At 72.1% G+C, this 18,738-nt stretch carries 11 protein-coding genes; 7 read left to right on the top strand and 4 right to left on the bottom strand.

The genetic code is table 11. From position 1 onward, the window contains the following. The first annotated feature begins 428 nt into the window (after positions 1 to 428). The 6 genes from glgX to GO999_RS23205 all read left to right on the top strand — a co-directional run bounded on the left by glgX (position 429) and on the right by GO999_RS23205 (position 12,036). Positions 429 to 2,687, top strand: a complete 2,259-nt coding sequence (glgX, locus tag GO999_RS23230; protein ID WP_211906940.1) for a glycogen debranching protein GlgX — start codon at positions 429 to 431, stop codon at positions 2,685 to 2,687. Next, entirely contained in the window at positions 2,684 to 4,552 is a 1,869-nt protein-coding gene (gene treZ / locus GO999_RS23225; protein WP_211906939.1) for a malto-oligosyltrehalose trehalohydrolase, read from the top strand. Before glgX ends, treZ begins: the two co-directional genes overlap by 4 nt. Then, the gene (gene malQ, locus GO999_RS23220) at positions 4,549 to 6,873 is read left to right on the top strand and encodes a 4-alpha-glucanotransferase (RefSeq protein WP_211906938.1); all 2,325 of its coding nucleotides are present in this window, start codon (positions 4,549 to 4,551) and stop codon (positions 6,871 to 6,873) included. Before treZ ends, malQ begins: the two co-directional genes overlap by 4 nt. Then, complete coding sequence (treY, locus tag GO999_RS23215; protein ID WP_211906937.1) at positions 6,870 to 9,692, top strand: malto-oligosyltrehalose synthase; 2,823 nt, start codon at positions 6,870 to 6,872, stop codon at positions 9,690 to 9,692. The genes malQ and treY overlap by 4 nt, the downstream gene beginning before the upstream one ends. Positions 9,693 to 9,833: 141 nt before the next feature. Beyond that, positions 9,834 to 11,084: an MFS transporter gene (locus GO999_RS23210; RefSeq protein ID WP_064047910.1), complete on the top strand. Its 1,251-nt coding sequence runs from the start codon at positions 9,834 to 9,836 to the stop codon at positions 11,082 to 11,084. A gap of 43 nt (positions 11,085 to 11,127) precedes the next feature. Continuing rightward, complete coding sequence (locus GO999_RS23205; protein WP_019719085.1) at positions 11,128 to 12,036, top strand: amidohydrolase family protein; 909 nt, start codon at positions 11,128 to 11,130, stop codon at positions 12,034 to 12,036. A gap of 106 nt (positions 12,037 to 12,142) precedes the next feature. On the opposite strand, the gene GO999_RS23200 is transcribed toward GO999_RS23205, so the two are convergent. The 4 genes from GO999_RS23200 to GO999_RS23185 all read right to left on the bottom strand — a co-directional run bounded on the left by GO999_RS23200 (position 12,143) and on the right by GO999_RS23185 (position 16,575). Then, the gene (locus GO999_RS23200; protein ID WP_019719086.1) at positions 12,143 to 13,075 is read right to left on the bottom strand and encodes an alpha/beta hydrolase; all 933 of its coding nucleotides are present in this window, start codon (positions 13,073 to 13,075) and stop codon (positions 12,143 to 12,145) included. A gap of 67 nt (positions 13,076 to 13,142) precedes the next feature. Beyond that, a complete protein-coding gene (locus GO999_RS23195) occupies positions 13,143 to 14,102 on the bottom strand; it encodes a SphA family protein (protein ID WP_197345831.1) in 960 nt (319 codons plus the stop codon). A 123-nt stretch (positions 14,103 to 14,225) separates the two neighbouring features. After that, positions 14,226 to 14,993, bottom strand: coding sequence for a coniferyl-alcohol dehydrogenase (locus GO999_RS23190; RefSeq protein WP_211906936.1), 768 nt, complete (start codon positions 14,991 to 14,993; stop codon positions 14,226 to 14,228). Between the two features lie 103 nt (positions 14,994 to 15,096). Continuing rightward, positions 15,097 to 16,575 (bottom strand): benzaldehyde dehydrogenase, encoded by a 1,479-nt coding sequence (locus GO999_RS23185; RefSeq protein ID WP_211906935.1) that lies wholly within the window; start codon positions 16,573 to 16,575, stop codon positions 15,097 to 15,099. Between the two features lie 286 nt (positions 16,576 to 16,861). Here GO999_RS23185 and GO999_RS23180 point away from each other — a divergent pair, with 286 nt between their 5' ends. Continuing rightward, positions 16,862 to 18,733: a sigma-54-dependent Fis family transcriptional regulator gene (locus GO999_RS23180; protein ID WP_019719090.1), complete on the top strand. Its 1,872-nt coding sequence runs from the start codon at positions 16,862 to 16,864 to the stop codon at positions 18,731 to 18,733. The last annotated feature ends 5 nt before the right edge of the window (positions 18,734 to 18,738 follow it).

The raw sequence follows: 18,738 nt of genomic DNA, 5'->3' as shown, positions 1-18,738 counted from the left end.
GGGGGCAAACTCGCTTCGCTCAGACAGCCCCCTTCCTTTTTCCTCCCTGCAACACAAATTCAAGGCGCCGCATAGGGCAAGGGAAAGGCAAACAATCTGACACTAGGCTTACTACCAAGGCTGATCTTGGCGTCCACGCTGGCTTTGCGTCGGTTTGGCCGTTCCTGCCCTAGATGGCGCCTTGAATTTTTGTTACGGGGAGGAAAAAGAGAGGGGGCTGTCTGAGCGCAGCGAGTTTGCCCCCTCTCCCTCCCCGTAACAAAAATTCAAGGAGGGGGTCGCCATCTCGGGCGCGCCTTTCTTTGCCTACTTTCTTTGGCAAGACAAAGAAAGTAGGTCGGCCCCGGCAGGGGACGAAACGGGAGATGCACCACCAACACCAAACCCTGGCAGGAGAACCAACCAGATAACCCAACAAGACCCAAACCATGCTACGCCTACCCAGCACCCTCTCCCCCGGCAAGCCCTATCCCCTGGGCGCCCAATGGGACGGCCTGGGCATCAATTTCGCCGTCTTCTCGGCCAACGCCACCCGCATCGATCTCTGCCTGTTCGACCCCACCGGCCGCAAGGAGCTGGCGCGCCTGCCATTGCCGGAGTGCACCGATGAAGTCTGGCACGGCTACCTGCCCGGCGTGGAATCGGGCCTGGTCTACGGCTACCGTGCCTACGGCCCGTGGGAGCCGTACCGCGGCCACCGCTTCAATCCGCACAAGCTGCTGCTCGACCCCTATGCCCGCCGCCTGGTGGGCGCGCTGCGCTGGTCCGATGCGCTGTTCGGCTATCGCCTGAACTCCTCCCGCGCCGATCTGTCGTTCGACCGGCGCGACAGCGCACCCGCCTGCCCCAAGGCCGTGGTGACGGACGAGTCGTTCAACTGGGGCAACGATGTGCGGCCCAACACGCCGTGGTCGCGCACGGTGATCTACGAGATGCACGTGCGCGGCGCATCGATGCTGCGCGACGATCTGCTGCCGCCCGAGCGCGGCACCTTTGCGGCCCTGGCCGATCCGGTCTTCATCGAGCATCTGCGGGCGCTGGGCGTGACGGCGGTGGAGCTGCTGCCCGTGCACGCCTTCCTGCAGGACCGCTTCCTGGTCGAGCGCGGCCTGCGCAACTACTGGGGCTACAGCACGCTGGCGTTCTTCGCGCCGGAGCCGGCTTACCTGTCGACGCCCACGCTGCACGAGATGAAGGTGGCGATCCGGCGGCTGCACGCGGCGGGCATCGAGGTGCTGCTCGACGTGGTGTTCAACCACACCTGCGAAGGCAACGAGCTGGGGCCGACGCTGTCGTTCCGCGGGCTGGACAACGCGAGCTACTACCGGCTGGTGCCGGGCCAGGAGCGCTACTACATCAACGACACGGGCTGCGGCAATACGCTCAACCTGTCGCATCCGCGCGTGCTGCAGATGGTGATGGATGCGCTGCGCTACTGGGTCAACGCCTGCCACATCGACGGCTTCCGCTTCGACCTGGGCGTGACGCTGGGGCGCGAGGGGCTCGGCTTCGATCCGGGCTCGGGGTTCTTCGATGCCGTGCGGCAGGACCCGGTACTCGCCACCGTCAAGACGATCGCCGAGCCGTGGGATGTCGGGCCCGACGGCTACCAGCTCGGCAACCATCCGCCCGGCTTCGCCGAATGGAACGACCGCTTCCGCGACGGCGTCCGGCGCTTCTGGCGCGGCGACGCCGGGCAGCGCCCGGAGCTGGCCGCGCGGCTCACGGGCAGCGGCGACCTGTTCGGGCGGCGCTACCGGCGGCCGTGGGCCTCGATCAACTATGCCGCTTCGCACGACGGCTTCACGCTGCGCGACGTGGTCAGCTACACCCACCGGCACAACGAAGCCAACGGCGAAGACAACCGCGACGGCCACCACGACAACTGCAGCGCCAACTGGGGCGTCGAAGGCCCGACCGACGACACCGCCATCCTGGCCCAGCGGGCCCGGGTGGCGCGCGCGCTGCTGGCCACCGTCCTGCTCTCCAACGGCACGCCGATGCTGCTGGGCGGCGACGAATTCGGCCGCACGCAGCAGGGCAACAACAACGCCTATTGCCAGGACAACGCGATCTCGTGGCTGGACTGGTCGATGCGCGCGCAGGCCGAAGGGCGGGCGCTGTTCGCCTACACCGCGCGCCTGATCGCGCTGCGCAAGACCAGCCCCGCCCTGCGCTGGCCGCACTTCGTGCACGGCGAGGCGGAGGTGCTGCCCGGCGTGCCGGACATCGCCTGGTTCGACGAGCGCGGCCACCCGCTCACGCCCGACGCCTGGAACGACGCCGAAGCCCGCGCGCTGGCGCTGCGCCGCGCCTGCATCGAGACCATCGACGGCGAGGCGCGGCCGCACGTGGCGCTGACGCTGATCAACGGCGCCGCCGCCGACCTGATCTTCACGCTGCCCGGGCCCGCCATGGACTGGCTGCTCGCCATCGACAGCGCCGCGCCCGAGCGCGAGGCACGGCCCCATGCCGAACCGACCGTGCGGGTGCAGGGACGCAGCGTGGTGCTGCTGCTCGCCACGCAGCTCGCCGCGATCGCGCAGATCGCCTCGGCGCCCGAACGCGAAGCCGCCGGCCAGACGGTCGGCCGCGTGCCCGACAGGCCGGTCGAAGCCGGTGCCGGCGTGCAGCCCCATCCCGACGCAACCGTGCCCGCCACCGGCCAGGGAGAGGCCTTGCCATGACCGACACCACCTCCGCGCCGCCCGTCCGCCACGCGCACGACCTGCCGTTCGGGGCTGCCTGCCTCGGCCCGGACCGCACGCGCTTCCGCCTGTGGGCGCCCGATGCCGTCGAGGCCTGGGTCGACATCGACCAGGGCGAGGCCGTGCGCATGGCGCCCGAGCCCGGCGGCTGGCATGCCGCCACCGTGCCGGTCGGCGCCGGCACGTGCTACCGCTATCGGGTCACCAACCGCGAGGGCATCGCGCTGACGGTCCCAGACCCGGCAGCGCGCGCACAGTGGCAGGACGTGCACGGCCCGAGCCTGGTGGTGGACCCGCTGCGCTACGCGTGGCAGCACCCCGGATGGATGGGCCGGCCATGGCACGAGACCGTGCTGTACGAACTGCACGTCGGCGCGCTGGGCGGCTTCGACGGCGTGCGCGCGCGCCTGCCCGAGCTGGCGCGCCTGGGCATCACGGCCATCGAGCTGATGCCGGTGGCGGAGTTTCCCGGCGCGCGCAACTGGGGCTACGACGGCGTGCTGCCGTTCGCGCCGGAGGCCGGCTACGGCCCGCCCGATGCGCTCAAGGCCCTGATCGACAGCGCGCACGGCCTGGGGCTGATGGTGTTCCTCGACGTCGTCTACAACCACTTCGGGCCGGAGGGCAACTACCTGCACCACTACGCCCGCCGCGTCTTCCGCGACGACGTGCACACGCCCTGGGGCGCCGCCATCGACTTCCGCCAGCCGGAAGTGCGCGCGTTCTTCCTCCACAACGCGCTGATGTGGCTGATGGAATATCGCTTCGACGGGCTGCGGCTGGATGCCGTGCACGCCATCGGCGCGCGCGACTGGCTGGAGGAGCTTGCCGCCCGCGTGCGGCAGGCGGTCGAGCCCGGGCGGCACGTGCACCTGGTGCTGGAGAACGAGCACAACACCGCCTCGCTGCTGCGCGGCGCCCCGCCCGGCACGCTGGGCACCGGCGCCTTCGAAGCCCAGTGGAACGACGACGGCCACAACGCGCTGCACGTGCTGCTGACCGGCGAGCACGAGGCCTACTACGCCGCCTATGCCGACGCCCCCGCGCAGCGGCTGGCGCGCGTGCTGCAGGACGGCTTCTGCTACCAGGGCGAACCATCGGTCATCCACGACGGCGCACCGCGCGGCGAGCCCAGCGGCTGGCTGCCGCCCACCGCCTTCGTCCTGTTCCTGCAGAATCACGACCAGATCGGCAACCGGGCCTTCGGCGAGCGGCTCACGCGCCTGGCGCACCCCGACGCCCTGCGCGCCGCGCAGGCGCTGCTGTTGCTGAGTCCGCAGATTCCGCTGCTGTTCATGGGCGAGGAATGGGGCTGCCTGCGGCCGTTCCTGTATTTCACCAGCCACCACGGCGCGCTGGCCGAGGCCGTGCGCGAAGGCCGGCGGCGCGAATTCGCGCGGTTCGCCGCCTTTGCCGATCCGCACCAGCGTGAACGCATTCCCGACCCGAACGACGAGCGCACCTTCCTCGACTCCCAGCCCGGCAGCACCGATCCCACACTGCCCGAGCAGCTGGACTGGCTGAACCGCACGCAGGGCCTGCTGGCGCTGCGGCATGCCCGCATCGTGCCGCGCCTGCCCGGTGCGCGCGCACTCGATGCCGTGCCGCTCGGCGCCACGGGGGCGCTGGCGCGCTGGCGGCTGGGCGACGGCAGCGTGCTGACGCTGGCCATCAACCTGGGCACGCAGCCGGTGGCGGTGCCGACCGCGCTGGCCGGCAACCCGGCCGACCTGCTCCATGAATCGCGCGATGGCGTCGCCGCGGCACTCGCCGCGCACCGCGTGCCGCCCCGCGCGTGCATCGCCCTGCTGCACGCGGCATCGCCCCCTGACTTGCAGCGATGAGCCAACGCCCCGCGCCCCCCTCGTCCCCGCATGCCGCCAGCGCGCTGCACCGGCTGGCGCTGGACGCCGGCCTGCTGGTCGACTGGGAAGACGCCGCCGGCCGCCCGATGCGCGTGAGCGACGACGTGCTGCGCGCCGTGCTGCGCTGCCTGGGCCTGCCCGCCGACAGCGCCGCCGACGAGGCCGACAGCCGGGGCAGGCTGCTGGTCGAAGCGGCCGAGCACGCGGTGCCGCCGCTGGTCACCGGGGTGGCCGGACACGCCGTCCTGCTGGAAACCGCGCCACCGTGGGCGGCCACGCTCGGCGGACGACCCTACCGGATCGGCTTCGAGCACGGCGGCGGCACCGAAGGCACGGTGCACGCGAGCATCGGGCACGACCGGGCCACGCTGCGGCTGGCGCCGGTGCCAGCGCCGGGCTACCACCGGCTGCGCATCGACACCGGCAGCCGCACCGCCATCGAGACCACGCTGGCCATCGCGCCGGCGCGCTGCTACGCGGTGTCCGATGCGCTGCAGGCGCGCGGGCGCCCGCCCGATGCGCGGCTGTGGGGCGGCTCCGCGCAGCTCTACGGCCTGCGCCACGACGGCGAGCGGGCCGCGCTCTCGGCGGGGCTGGGCGACTACACCGCGGCCGGCCTGCTGGCGCGCAGCCTGGCGCGGCACGGCGCCGACGCGCTGGCACTGAGCCCCGTGCACGCCATGTTCAGTGCGGACACGCATCGCTACGCCCCTTACTCGCCATCGAGCCGGCTGTTCCTCAACGCATGGATGATCGACCCGGCCGCGCTGCTCGGCGCCGAGGCCGCGCGGCAGGCGGTGAGCGACGCCGGCCTGGCGGACGACTGCGCCCGGCTGGAGGCGAATGCCCTGATCGACTGGCCCGCCAGCGCCGCCGCGCGGCTGACGGTGCTGCGCGCGCTGCATCGCCGCCTGCGGATGCAGGCCGCCGCCGGAGACAGCGCCGCGCGCCGCCGGCACGAAGACATGCTCGCCCACTACGCCGGCCAGGGCAGCAGCCTGCTCGACCACGCGCACTTCGAGGCGCTCGACGCCCACCTGCGCCAGGCACATCCGCCGCTGCACCACTGGCAGCACTGGCCCGCGCCCTACCGGTCGCCGTCGTACCTGGCGGTGCGCGCCTTCGCCCGCGACCACCCCGACGCCGTGGATTTCCACCGCTTCCTGCAATGGGCGGCGGCGCGCCAGCTGGCCGCCGCGCAGCGCGCCGCCGAAGACGCCGGCATGGCCATCGGCCTGATCGCCGACCTCGCGGTCGGCACCGACGGCGCCGGCAGCCATGCGTGGAGCCGGCAGCAGGACCTGCTGATCGGCCTGACGGTGGGCGCGCCGCCGGACGTGTTCAACGCGCAGGGACAAAGCTGGGGGCTCACCACCTTCAGCCCGCGCGCGATGCGCACGCAGGGCTTCGCCGCTTTCCTCGAGATGCTGCGGGCCGTGATGGCCGTGCCCGGCGGCGTGCGCATCGACCATGTGCTGGGGCTGATGCGGCTGTGGGTGATTCCCGACGGCGCGCGGGCGCTGGACGGCGTATACCTGCGGTATCCGCTGCGCGACCTGCTGCGGCTGATCGCACTGGAGTCGTGGCGCAACCGCTGCATCGTCATCGGCGAAGATCTCGGCACCGTACCGGCGGGCCTGCGCGAACAGCTGGCCGACGCGGGCCTGCTCGGCATGCGCATCCTGTGGTTCGAGCGCGACGATGCGCGGCCCGAGGCGCCGTTCCGCCCGCCGCAAGCGTGGTCGCCCGCCTCGGTGGCCATGACCAGCACGCACGACCTGCCCACCGTGGCAGGCTGGTGGACGGGCCACGACCTGCACTGGCAAGCCCGGCTCGGGCTGCTGCCGATCGGCATGAACGAAACCGAAGCGCGCACGCGCCGCATGGCGGACCGGCGCGCCCTGGTCGGCGCCTTCGCGCAACACCATCGCACCACCGTGCCCACGGCCGGCGACGACGCGGCACAGCGCATCGCCGCCCTGCAGACCGCGCTCGCGCAGGCACGCACCGCTCCCCCCGCGCAAGTGGACACCCTGCTGGCCGCCACCGCGGGCGATTTCGCCACCGCCGCCCTCGCCTACGCGGCGGCCGCGCCGGTGCCGTTGGCGATCGCCCCGATGGAAGACCTGCTCGGCCTGCTGGAGCAGCCCAACCTGCCCAGCACCATCGAGACGCATCCCAACTGGCGCCGCCGCCTGTCCGCGCCCGCGGCCGGGCTGCTGGCGGCCCCCGCCATCCGGGCGCGGCTGGCGGCCCTGGCGCGCTCGCGCGCGAACGCCGACCCGGATTCCCCGCCATGACGCCGCCCGCCTCGCCCGCGGCGGTGCCGCGCGCCACGCTGCGCCTGCAACTGCACCGCGCCTTCACCTTCGACCATGCCCGCGCGCTGCTCGACGACATCGCCGCGCTCGGCATCTCGCACCTGTACGTCTCGCCCATCACCACGGCGCAGCCCGGCTCGATGCACGGCTACGACGTGGTCGACCCGACGCGCGTCAACCCCGAGCTCGGCGGCGAAGATGCGCTGGGCCGGCTGGTGGCGGCGCTGCACGCGCGCGGCATGGGGCTCATCGTCGATATCGTGCCCAACCACATGGCCGTGGGCGGCGCGCACAACGCCTGGTGGCTGGACGTGCTCGAAAACGGCCCGGCCAGCGCCTGGGCGCACGCCTTCGACATCCAGTGGCAGCCGCCGCAGCCGGCGCTGCACGGCAAGGTGCTCGCGCCGTTCCTGGGCGAGCCGTACGACACAGCGCTGCAAGGCGGCCGCCTGACGCTGCACTACGATCCCGGGGCCGCGCGCCTGGCGATCGCCTACCACGACCATCGCTTCCCGATCGCGCTGGCGGACTACGCCTGCGTCCTGCGCGGCGCGGGTCCGTCGGGCGAACGCGATACGGATGCCGCGCTCGATGCCGTGGCCGAGCGCTTCGCGGCGCTGCAATCGACGCGTGCCCTCCACGCGCGCCGCGAGCACGCCGACGCCGCGCGCACCGCCCTGCGCGACTTCGCCGCGACCGACGCCGGACGCGCGCGCATCGACCGCGCCGTGGCCGCCCTCAACGCCGCCCCGGAACAGCTGCATGCCCTGATGGCGCGCCAATCCTGGCGGCTCGCCCACTGGCGCTGCGCCAACGACGAGATCAACTGGCGCCGCTTCTTCGACATCGGTTCGCTGGCCGGGCTGAGCGTCGAGCGGGCGGACGTCTTCGAGGCAACGCACGCGCTGATCTTCCGGCTCTACCGGCAGGGCTGGATCGACGGCGTGCGGATCGACCACGTCGATGGCCTGGCCGACCCCGCCGGCTATTGCCGCGCGCTGCGCCAGCGGCTCGCCGCCGAAGACGCCCACCGCCCCGCCGACCGCCGGCTCGGCCGGCCCTGGATCGTGGTGGAAAAAATCCTCGCCGCCGACGAACCCATGCGCACCGGCTGGGATATCGACGGCACCAGCGGCTACGACTTCATGAACCAGGCCGGTGCGCTGTTGCACGATGCCGCCGGCGAGGCCACGCTGACGCAAGCCTGGCTCGACTGGACCGGCAGGCCGGCCGCCGAAGCGCACTTCCGTGTCACGGCCCTGGCGGCGCGGCGCCGCATCCTGCACGAACACTTCGCCGCCGAACTGGACGCCGCGACCTGGGCCCTGCATGCGGTGGCGCAGCAGCAGCGCGACGCGCACGACGTGACCTGGCACGCCATCCGCCGCGCGCTCGCCGAACTGGTCGTGCACCTGAGCGTCTACCGCACCTATGCCGACGCGCACGGCCGCGATGCGCAGGACACCGCCATCGTGCGGCGCGCCATCCACGACGCGATGCCGCACCTGCGGCGCGTCGACCAGCCGCTGCTGGCGCGGCTCGACGCCTGGCTCGGCGGCGAGCCGGCCGGGCACGACCGGCTGCGCCAGCTTGCGCTGCGGCGCGGCCAGCAGCTGTCGTCGCCGGTGGCGGCCAAGGCGGTGGAAGACACCGCGTGCTACCGCTACGGACGGCTGCTGTCGCGCAACGAAGTCGGCGCCGACCCCGGTGCATTCACGCTCGATGCCGCCGCCTTCCACCAGGCGATGGCGGCGCGCGCGCGCCTGTGGCCGCACGCGATGCTGGCCACCGCCACGCACGATCACAAGCGCGGCGAAGACGTGCGCGCCCGGCTGGCCGTGCTGTCGGAGCGGCCCGCGCACTGGCTGGCCGCCGCGCTGCCATGGCGCGCCGCGCACGCGCGCTGGTTGCGGCCGCTGCCGCAGGGCCAGGCCCCCCCGCCCGATGCGCAATGGATGCTCTACCAGACGCTGGTCGGCGCCTGGCCGCCCGGCCTCGACTGGCGCGATGCCGACGGCGTGCGCGCCTTCGCCGAGCGCATCGCGCAATGGCAGCACAAGGCCCTGCGCGAAGCCAAGCTGCGCACCGACTGGCTCGCGCCCGACCTCGACTACGAGCAGGCCTGCCACGATTTCGTCTTCACGCTGCTCACCGGCGAGGCGGCCCCGGCGTTCCTGCCGTCGCTGGCCGCATTCGTGCGCACCATCGCGCCGGCCGGCGCCGTCAACGGGCTCGCGCAAATGCTGCTGCGCGTGACCGTGCCGGGCGTCCCCGATCTCTACCAGGGCACGGACCTCTGGGACACCAGCCTGGTCGATCCGGACAACCGTCGCCCCGTCGACTTCGCGGTGCGCCACCGTTCGCTGCGCGCGCTGCAGACCCATCCGGAGCACAGCCTCGCCCCGCTGCTTGCCCACTGGACCGACGGGCGCATCAAGCAGGCGGTGCTGGCGCGCGCCCTGGGCGTGCGCGCCGCCATGCCCGAGGTCTTTGCGGCGGGCCGATACCTGCCGCTGGTCCTCAGCGGCAGCGGCGGCGCCCATGCGCTGGCCTTCGCGCGCGAGCATGCCGGCCGCTGGGTGGTGGCGATCGTGCCGCTGCACGCAGCCGCGCTGCTGGGCCACGCCGCCGTGCCGGTGTTTCCCGCGGGCGCATGGCGCGACACGACGGTCTGCCTGCCCGCGCCGCTGGCGTCGATACCGCTGCACAGCGTGTTCGACGGCCAGACGCTGTGCGGCGCCCGCCTCGCCCTGGGGCAAACGCTGGGCGCCTTGCCCGTCGCCCTGCTGCACGGTTAGTTGACAACACCCGCCGTAGCCGCCGCGCGGGTTAACACCAACTGCGCCGGCCACGGCCGCTCCCTAGAATTCCTTCATTCATATAGATGACTAGAGCACTGCGTCCGAGACGCGGCGCGCCTGTCACCCGGAGGAGACGGCATGTTCGGCTGGTTCAAGGAAATTTCAGCGGGAGAGAAGCGCACCTTCTGGGCGTGCTTCGGCGGCTGGGCGCTCGATGCGCTCGACGTGCAGATGTTCAGCCTGGTCATCCCCACCATCATCGCGGCGTGGCACATCGGCAAGACCGAGGCCGGGCTGGTGTCGGGCATCACGCTGGTCGCCTCCGCCCTGGGCGGCTGGATCGCCGGCGCAATGACCGACCGCCTGGGCCGCGTGCGCACGCTGCAGATCACGGTGGCGTGGTTCTCGCTGGCGACCTTCGCCTCGGCCTTCGCGCAGAACTTCGAGCAGTTCCTGGCGCTCAAGGCCGTGCAGGGTTTCGGCTTCGGCGGCGAATGGGCGGCGGGCGCCGTGCTGATGGCCGAGAGCATCCGCGCCAGCCATCGCGGCAAGGCGATGGGCACCGTGCAGAGCGCATGGGCGGTCGGCTGGGGCGCAGCGGTGCTGCTATATGCGCTCACGTATTCCCTGGTCGAGCCGGACCTGGCCTGGCGCGTGATGTTTGCCGCGGGCGTGCTGCCGGCGCTGCTCATCATCTACATCCGGCGCGGCGTGCAGGAACCGGCGCCGGCCGGCGCCAAAGCCGTGGCCGGGCCCGACGGCATGCCCGTCTCGCGCTTCCCGCTGCTCGACATCTTCCGCCCGCAGGTGCTGCGCATGACGCTGATCGGCGCGCTGCTCGGCGTCGGCGCGCACGGCGGCTACTACGCGCTGATGACGTGGCTGCCCACCTATCTCAAGACCGAGCGCCACCTCTCCGTGCTGGGCACGGGCGGCTACCTGGCAGTGATCATCTTCGCGTTCTGGTGCGGCTGCGTGGCCAGCGCCTGGCTGCTCGACGTGATCGGCCGGCGCGGCAACATCCTGCTGTTCTCATGCTGCTGCGTGGTCACGGTGCTGGTGTACCTGCTGGTGCCGCTGTCCGACGGCGCGATGCTGGTGCTGGGCTTCCCGCTCGGGTTCTTTGCCGCCGGCATCCCGGCCAGCATGGGCGCGCTGTTCAACGAGCTCTACCCGCACGGCGTGCGCGGCACCGGCGTGGGCTTCTGCTACAACTTCGGCCGCGTGGTCTCGGCCGCCTTTCCGGTGCTGGTGGGCAAGATGAGCGCGTCGATGTCGCTCGGCACGGCCATCGGCATCGACGCGGCCATCGCCTATGCGATCGTCGCGGTGGCGGTGCTGATGCTGCCCGAGACGCGCGGCCGCGACCTGGCCGCCGTCACCGCCTGAACCCCCTCGCCATGCCCCCGACCACCCCGCCCCAGGAGACCCCATGCCGACGCGCCGCGCCTTCAACACCGGGTTGCTTGCCATGCTAGGCGCCACCGCCCTCGCCGGCTGCGCCACCCGCGGCATGCCGGCCCCGACCGCCCGCATCACCGGCATCGACACGCACGCGCATGTGTTCGAGCGCGGCCTGCCGCTGGCCGGCGCGCGCCGCTACGCGCCGTCGTACGATGCCACGCTGCCCGCCTATCTCGCGCAGCTTGACGCGCACGGCCTGTCGCATGGCGTGCTGATCCAGCCGAGCTTCCTGGGTGTCGACAACAGCTACCTGCTGGCCGCGCTCCGGCAGGCCCCGCAGCGCCTGCGCGGCGTGGCCGTGATCGACCCCGCAGCGCCCGAGCCCTTCCTGGCGCAGCTGAACGCCGAGGGCATCGTCGGCATCCGGCTGAATCTGATCGGCGCGCCCGATCCGCAGCTGCGCGCCCCGGCGTGGCAAGCGGCGCTGCATCGCCTGCACGCGCTCGGCTGGCACGTCGAACTCCACACGCAGGCGCACCGCCTGCCCGCGCTGCTGCCGCCGCTGCTGGAAGCGCAGGTCGACGTGGTGGTCGACCATTTCGGCCGGCCCGATCCCGCCCTGAGCGTGGAAGACCCGGGCTTTGCCGCCCTGCTCGCCGCCGGCCGCACGCGCCGCGTGTGGGTCAAGGTGTCCGGCGCCTACCGCAACGGCGATGCCGGACGCGGCGAAGCGATCGCCCTCGCCGCCATGCCGCGCCTCAAGGATGCGCTCGGCACCGACCGCCTCGTCTGGGGCAGCGACTGGCCGCACACGCAGTACGAATCGCGCATCGGCTACGACAGCGCCCGGGCGTTCGCCGACACGCTGCTGCCGGACGCCGGCGACCGCCATCAGGTGCTGGTGGAGACACCGGCAAGACTTTTCCGTTTCGCCTGATCCGCGGCGGCACGCCAGGAACAAGGCAGGAACGCTGCCGGCAAAAACGCCCGGCAACGTCCGCCGGCCGTAGCCAGGCCCGTGCCGCACATGGCGATGTGCACGACTACCCGGCCAGCGCGCGCCCCACGGCATCGGCCACCTGCGCCAGCGCCTGCCGGGCCGCCTCCAGCGCCCCGGCCATGCCGATGAAGCCGTGCACCATCCCGCTGTATTCGACCAGCGTCACCGGCGTGCCGGCCTGTGCCAGCCGGTGGGCGTACTGGATGCCCTCGTCGCGCAGGACGTCGTAGCCCGCCACCATGACCAGCGCGGGCGGCAGGCCGGACGCATCCGGTGCGCTCAGCGGCGCGAGGCGCGGATCGCCCTCGGCGGGCCGTCCGTTCAGGTACAGGTCGTGGAAGTAGTGCGTGAGGCGTGTCGTCAGCGTATAGCCGGTGCCGTACCGCAAGTACGAGGCAGTAGTCTCCGGCCGCGCCGCCACCATCGGGTAGATCAGCGTCTGCTGCACGATGGCCGGGCCCTCGCAGTCGCGGGCCAGCCGCGCCAGCACGGCCGCGAGGTTGCCGCCGGCGCTGTCGCCCACCACCGCGATGCGGGGCTGCGCCCCCAGTTCACGCGCATGCGCGGCCACCCAGCAGGCCGCCGCCCAGGCGTCCTCCACGGCGGCCGGAAAGGGATGCTCCGGCGCCAGCCGGTAGTCGACCTGCACCACGACGCAGCCGCTGCGCTCGCACAGTGCCGAGGCGACGCTGTCGTAATCCCGCGGGGTGCCGACCACGAAGCCGCCGCCGTGCAGGTAGAGCGCGACGCCGCGCCGCGGATCGGGCCGCTGCGGCGCGTAGATGCGCAGCGCGAGGTCACCGCCCGGCCCGGCGATGGTGCGCTCGGCGATGCTCACGGCGCGCACCGGCTCCGCAGCCGCCGCCATGATGCGGCTGTAGACCTGGCGCGCGGCCGGCGGCGGCAGGTCGGCCATGTCGGGCACGCCCGCCTGCTGCATGCCCTGCAGCAGGGATTGCATCTGGATGTCCAGCATGATGGGTCTCGGCGTGGTTGGGGACGGACGCAGGCATGGCTTGCGTCCGCCCCGGGGTTGCACAGGATCAGAAGTGGTGGTCGTAGCGGATCTGGAACTTGTCCCCCTGGGTCCGGTTGCGCGCCGCGAACTCCCGGTAGTAGTTGAAGAACAGGAAGTCCTTGGGCGACAGCGCGACCATCGCGGCCGGGCCGAGCGCCACGACCTGCTCGCGCCGCCCCGGCACCGCCACGCCGTTCACCCGGGTGTCGCTGATCTGCTTGAGCCAGTAGCCGCTCAGGCCGGCCACCAGGCCCTGCCGGATCTCGTATTCGACGGCGAAATTGCCGTGCAGCGCCTGGCCCGCCTGGGTCGAGGTCGCGCCGCTGCCGAAGGCGGCGTTCGGGTCGCTGTTGCGGGCATTCCACAGATAGTTGAAGCGGCCGCTGAAGCTGAGCTTGGGGCTCGCCCACACGGTGACCGCCCAATAGGGATCGAACGACCAGAAGTTGCTGCCGGGGCTGACCGCCGCCGTGCGGTCGTAGTGGCCGGTCGGCGCGATCACCTGCAGCTCGAAGCGCTGCGAGAACAGCGGCCCTTGCTCGCCCATGATCGGATCGAACTGCAGCCACACGCCCGCGGCCAGATCGCCGATGCCGCGCTCGCCCTTGAGCACCGCGTTGCCCATCCCGTCATTGACGCTCGCCTGGGCCACCCACGGCAGCAGCGCCTGGAAGCCGAGCTGCGTGTTGCCCCATCTGGCGCCCTCCGGCACGTAGATCAGCTGGCTGACCGGCACCGTCAGATCGAACGTCTGCGAAGGCGGGGAGGCCGCGGTGTTGCCGCCGTTGTCCATCATGCGGCTGGCGGAATAGTGGGTCAGGTATTCGACGAAGTAGAAGCCGGGCCCGCCCGGCAGCGGCGCGCCGTCGAAGAAGCTGGTGCCGCCCATGTTGACGGAGGGCTGATCGTAGGCCCAGGCGGTGCCGGCGCCCAGGCAAGCGGCCAGCAGGGTGGTCTTGAGAAGCTTGAGAAGTTTGAGCGTCATGGTGTCTCCTGTGCGGACGCGCGGCAAAGCGCGCCCCCGCCGCCGCGCGGCCAGAGGCACCGGCCGGACGGGCAGTCGGGGGCGGCGGCCTTGCGGCGGCCGGAACGTGATCGGGGAAGCGGGTCAGCAGTAGGTGGAGGCGAGCCCGCCGTCGACCGGCAGGTTCACGCCGTTGACCCAGCGCGTCTCATCGGCGCACAGCAGCGCGATCACCGGCGCGATCTCGTCCGGATAGGCCGGACGCTTCATCCGGTGCGCGTCCCGCTCCACGCGCTCGGCGCCGAGCATGGTGACGAAATCACCGAGGATGGGCGTGAACACCGGCCCGGGCGCCACGCTGTTCATGCGCACCGAATGCTGGAGGAACCAGGGCTGCGACTGCGTCAGCGTCCACACGATCAGCGCTTCCTTGAAGTACTGGTAGCAGCTCGACTGCGGCACGGGATGGGCCGCCAGCCAGGCCGCGCCCGCCTCGAAGCCGGCGGCGCCGGCCAGCGCCTTGTGCTGATCCAGCCGCTGCGGCCACTCGGCGCCGAGAACCGACGCGACGTTGACGACGGCCCCGCCCTCGGGCATGCGCGGCAGCAGGCGCTCGGTCAGATGGCGCAGCCCCAGATAGTTGACGCGCGCGACCAGCTCGACCGGCGCGGTGCCCGGCACGCCGGCGATGTTGCACAGCGCGTCGACCCGCGACGGCAGCTGCGCCACCGCCGCATCGATCGTCTGCGCGGTGGAAAGATCGGCCTGCACGTAGCCGTCCAGCGTGGTGCCCGGCGCGTTGCGGTCCACGCCGATCACGCGCGCGCCGTGGAAGCGCAGCAGGCGCGCGGTCTCCGCGCCGATGCCGGACGACACGCCCGTCACCACGATGGTCTTGTTGCCGAGTTGCATGGTTGTCTCCTCTCGTTGCTCTTGTGTTTTTTGTCAGGACGGACGCGGGGCGTGCGCGGCCCCGGCCGCCGTCATCGGCCGCCATGGCGGCGGCCGCTCCCGCTCAGAACGGATAGCGCGGCGCGCTTTCCTTGACCGTCACCCACCGCCACTGGGTGTATTCCTCCCAGTCGGCCGGACCGCCCATGCTGGTGCCGTTGCCGGCGATGCCGGGGCCGCCGAAGGGGTTGACGCAGTCGTCGTTGACGGTCTGGTCGTTGATGTGGACCATGCCGACGCGCAGGCGCTGCCCGAGCGCCATGGCACGCCCCACCGAGGCCGAGATCACCCCGGCGGCCAGCCCGCCCTGGCTGTCGTTGGCGAGCGCCACCGCCTCGTCGTCGTCCCGGAAGACGATGATGTTGGCGACCGGGCCGAACACCTCTTCGTCAAACACGCGCATGCCCGGCCGCACGCCGGCCAGCACGGTGGGACGGTAGAACAGCTGCTCGTACGACCCGCCCGCGAGCAGCCTGGCGCCCGCCGCCACGCTGTCCAGCACGATGGCGTGCACGCGCTGCAACTGCTTCTGGTCGATCAGCGGCCCGAGCGCCACCTGCCCGCTGGCGCCATCGCCCACGGGCAAGTGCTCGGCCTTCTCGACCAGCCGCGCGGTCAGCGCATCGGCCAGCGACGCGTGCACGAGGATGCGGTTGGCCGCCATGCAGATCTGCCCCTGGTGCAGCCACGCGCCCCAGGCGGCGTTGCTGACCGCGAGGTCCAGGTCTGCGTCGTCGAGGATGATCAGCGCATTGGCGCCGCCCAGCTCGAGCGACACCTTCTTCAGATGCCGGCCGGCCAGCTCGCCGATGCGGCGGCCCACACCCGGCGAACCGGTGAACGCAATCATCGGCACGCGCGGATGCACCACCAGCGCCTCGCCCGCCTCGGCGCCGCCCGGCAGCACGTGCAGCAGCCCGGCCGGCAGGCCCGCCTCGGCAAACACGCGCGCGATCACGTAGCCGCCGGACACCGGCGTGCGCAGATCCGGCTTGATCACCACCGCGTTGCCGGCTGCCAGCGCCGGCGCCACCGAGCGCAGCGTCAGGAACAGCGGAAAGTTGAACGGCGAGATCACGCCCACCACGCCGAACGGCGCCCGGCGCGCGTAGCTCAGGCGGCCGGCCGGGCTGGCCAGCACCTGGCCCTGCGCCTCCAGCGGCATGCCGGCCGCCACGTGGCACAGCGTGATCGCCTCGCGCACCTCGTGTTCGCCCTTGAACAGGGCCGCGCCGGTTTCCCGCGCAATGGCCAGGGCGAGTTCGTCGAAATGCTGCTCGAACAGCATGGCGGCACGGCGGAACACGTTGGCGCGCTCGCGCGGCGGCATGGCCATCCAGGCCGGCTGGGCGGCCGCTGCGGCCTCCACCGCGGCGTCCACGTCCTGGGCATCGGCCAGGCCGACACGGGTCAGCTTGCGGCCGGTCGCCGGCTCCATCACGTCGGCGGTCCGTCGGCGCAGCGGGGGCACCCATCTGCCCTGGAACAGCAGGCCATCCCACTGGGCATCGTCCAGAAAGCGCATTGCTTGCGGGGCATTCATCGGTTGTCTCCTCCTTGGTTTGTTCCGGGTCCGGCCTGTCCGTGCGGCCGGTTCCGGGCACCCCGATTGCAAGCGCCATGCCATCGGCAGCGGCGCATGCCTTTGCCGTCGGGCAGCAGGACGCGCAAGCCTTGACCCAGGCCGCGCACGCCGCCAGGCCCCGCCATCGGCCGCCGCGCCGCAGCAAAAGCCAGCCTGGTCAGGGAATCTACGGATTTGATGAACGCCCTCAAGTATCAGGTAGCCTGATATGATCATTTGAACAAACCACCCGCCCGGAACAACCATGGCGCCGCTGCCCCGCATCTCCCTTGCCGAAGTGGCTCGCACCACGGGCACCGTCCTCAGCCCGGCCGGCAGCGACCGCTGGAGCGCCGACTCGCAGCCGACCCTGACCGACATCAGCGAATGCCTGTACTTCTCGCCCGGCGACGGACGCATCTGGCTCAACGACCAGCGCATGCTGCTGCTGCACAGCCGGGCGATGGGCACGCTGCGGCGCGAGCTGATCGACAGCCTGGGCATCGACCGCGCGCGCGGGCTGCTGACGCGCTCCGGCTACGTTTCGGGCGCGCACGATGCGCGGCTGGTGCGCGAGCGCTGGCCGGATGCCGAGCCGTCGGCCATCCTCATCGCCGGCACGCGGCTGCACACGCTGGAGGGCATGGTCAAGGTGGTGCCGGTGAGCTTCAGCTACGCGCCCGAGAGCGGCCGCTACCAGGGCGAATTCCTGTGGCACAACTCGAGCGAAGACGACGAGCACCTGGAGGCCTACGGCGTCGGCACCGCGCCGGCCTGCTGGCGGCAGCTCGGCTATGCGATCGGCTACGTCAGCACGCTGCTCGGGCACCTGGTTATCTTCCGCGAAGTGGAGTGCCGCGCGATGGGCGCCGGCGTCTGCCGCGTGATCGGCAAATCGGCGGAACTGTGGGACGACGCCAGCGAAGACCTGCGCTACCTGAACGCCCAGGATTTCGTCGACTCCGGCATGCTGGCCGCCAGCGCGCCCGAGCCCGACCAGCCACGCAGCGCCGCCCCGCCCTCCGGCCCGGACCGCCCGCCCGAAGCGCACGACGCGCAGGACAGCGCCGCGCCCGCGCTGGTGGGCGCCTCGTCCGCGTTCAACGCCGCCTGCCACCTGCTGCGCCGGGTGGCGCCCACCGATGCCACCGTGCTGTTCACGGGAGAATCCGGCGTCGGCAAGGAGCGCTTCGCGCGCATGCTGCACCAGATCAGCCGGCGGCACGACAAGCCGTTCATCGCGATCAACTGCGCGGCCATCCCCGAGACGCTGGTGGAGGCGGAGCTGTTCGGGGTCGAGCGCGGCGCCTACACCGGCGCCACGCATTCGCGCGCCGGCCGCTTCGAGCTGGCACACGAAGGCACCCTGTTCCTGGACGAGATCGGCACCCTGAGCCTGGTGGCCCAGGGCAAGCTGCTGCGCGCGCTGCAGGAAGGCGAATTCGAGCGCGTCGGCTCCAGCCGATCGCTCAAGGTCGACACGCGCGTGGTGGCCGCCACCAACGAAGACCTGCCGCAGGCCGTGCGCGCAGGGCGCTTTCGCCAGGACCTGTTCTTCCGCCTCAACGTGTTCCCCATCCACCTGCCGCCGCTGCGCGAGCGGCGCGACGACATTCCGCTGCTCATGAGCCACTTCCTCAAGAGCTATGCGCACAAGCACGGCCTGGCCGTGCGCGGCTTCAGCCCCCGCGCGATCAAGGCCCTGCTCAACTACAGCTTTCCCGGCAATATCCGCGAGCTGCAGAACCTGGTGGAGCGGGGCGTGATCCTGGCGCAGGCGGAGCTGGTGGACCTGCCGCACATGTTCATCAGCGGCGAGACGCTCGACCAGGAAGTGCTGTCCCTGGCGATGGCCGGCGAGGTGGGCACGCTGACGCACGGACGCGAAGCATCGGCGGCCTCGGCGACATCGACCGCCCCGCCCTATCCGGCCACGCTGCTGGAGCTGGTGCACGACTGGGGCCGGCAGACGCAGGGCGCCGCCGTCTCGCTGCCGGCGCTGGAGCAGCGGCTGCTGGAAGAAGCCGTGCAGCGGGCCAACGGCAACCTGTCGTCGGCGGCGCGCACGCTGGGCATCACGCGGGCCCAACTGGCCTACCGGCTGCAGCGGCGCGGGGCGGATGCCCCGGACCACTGAGCCGG

Origin of the sequence: Ralstonia nicotianae (genome assembly GCF_018243235.1) — a bacterium.
In the GTDB taxonomy this organism is placed as follows: domain Bacteria; phylum Pseudomonadota; class Gammaproteobacteria; order Burkholderiales; family Burkholderiaceae; genus Ralstonia; species Ralstonia nicotianae.
This window is presented reverse-complemented; position numbering and strand designations above follow the sequence as displayed.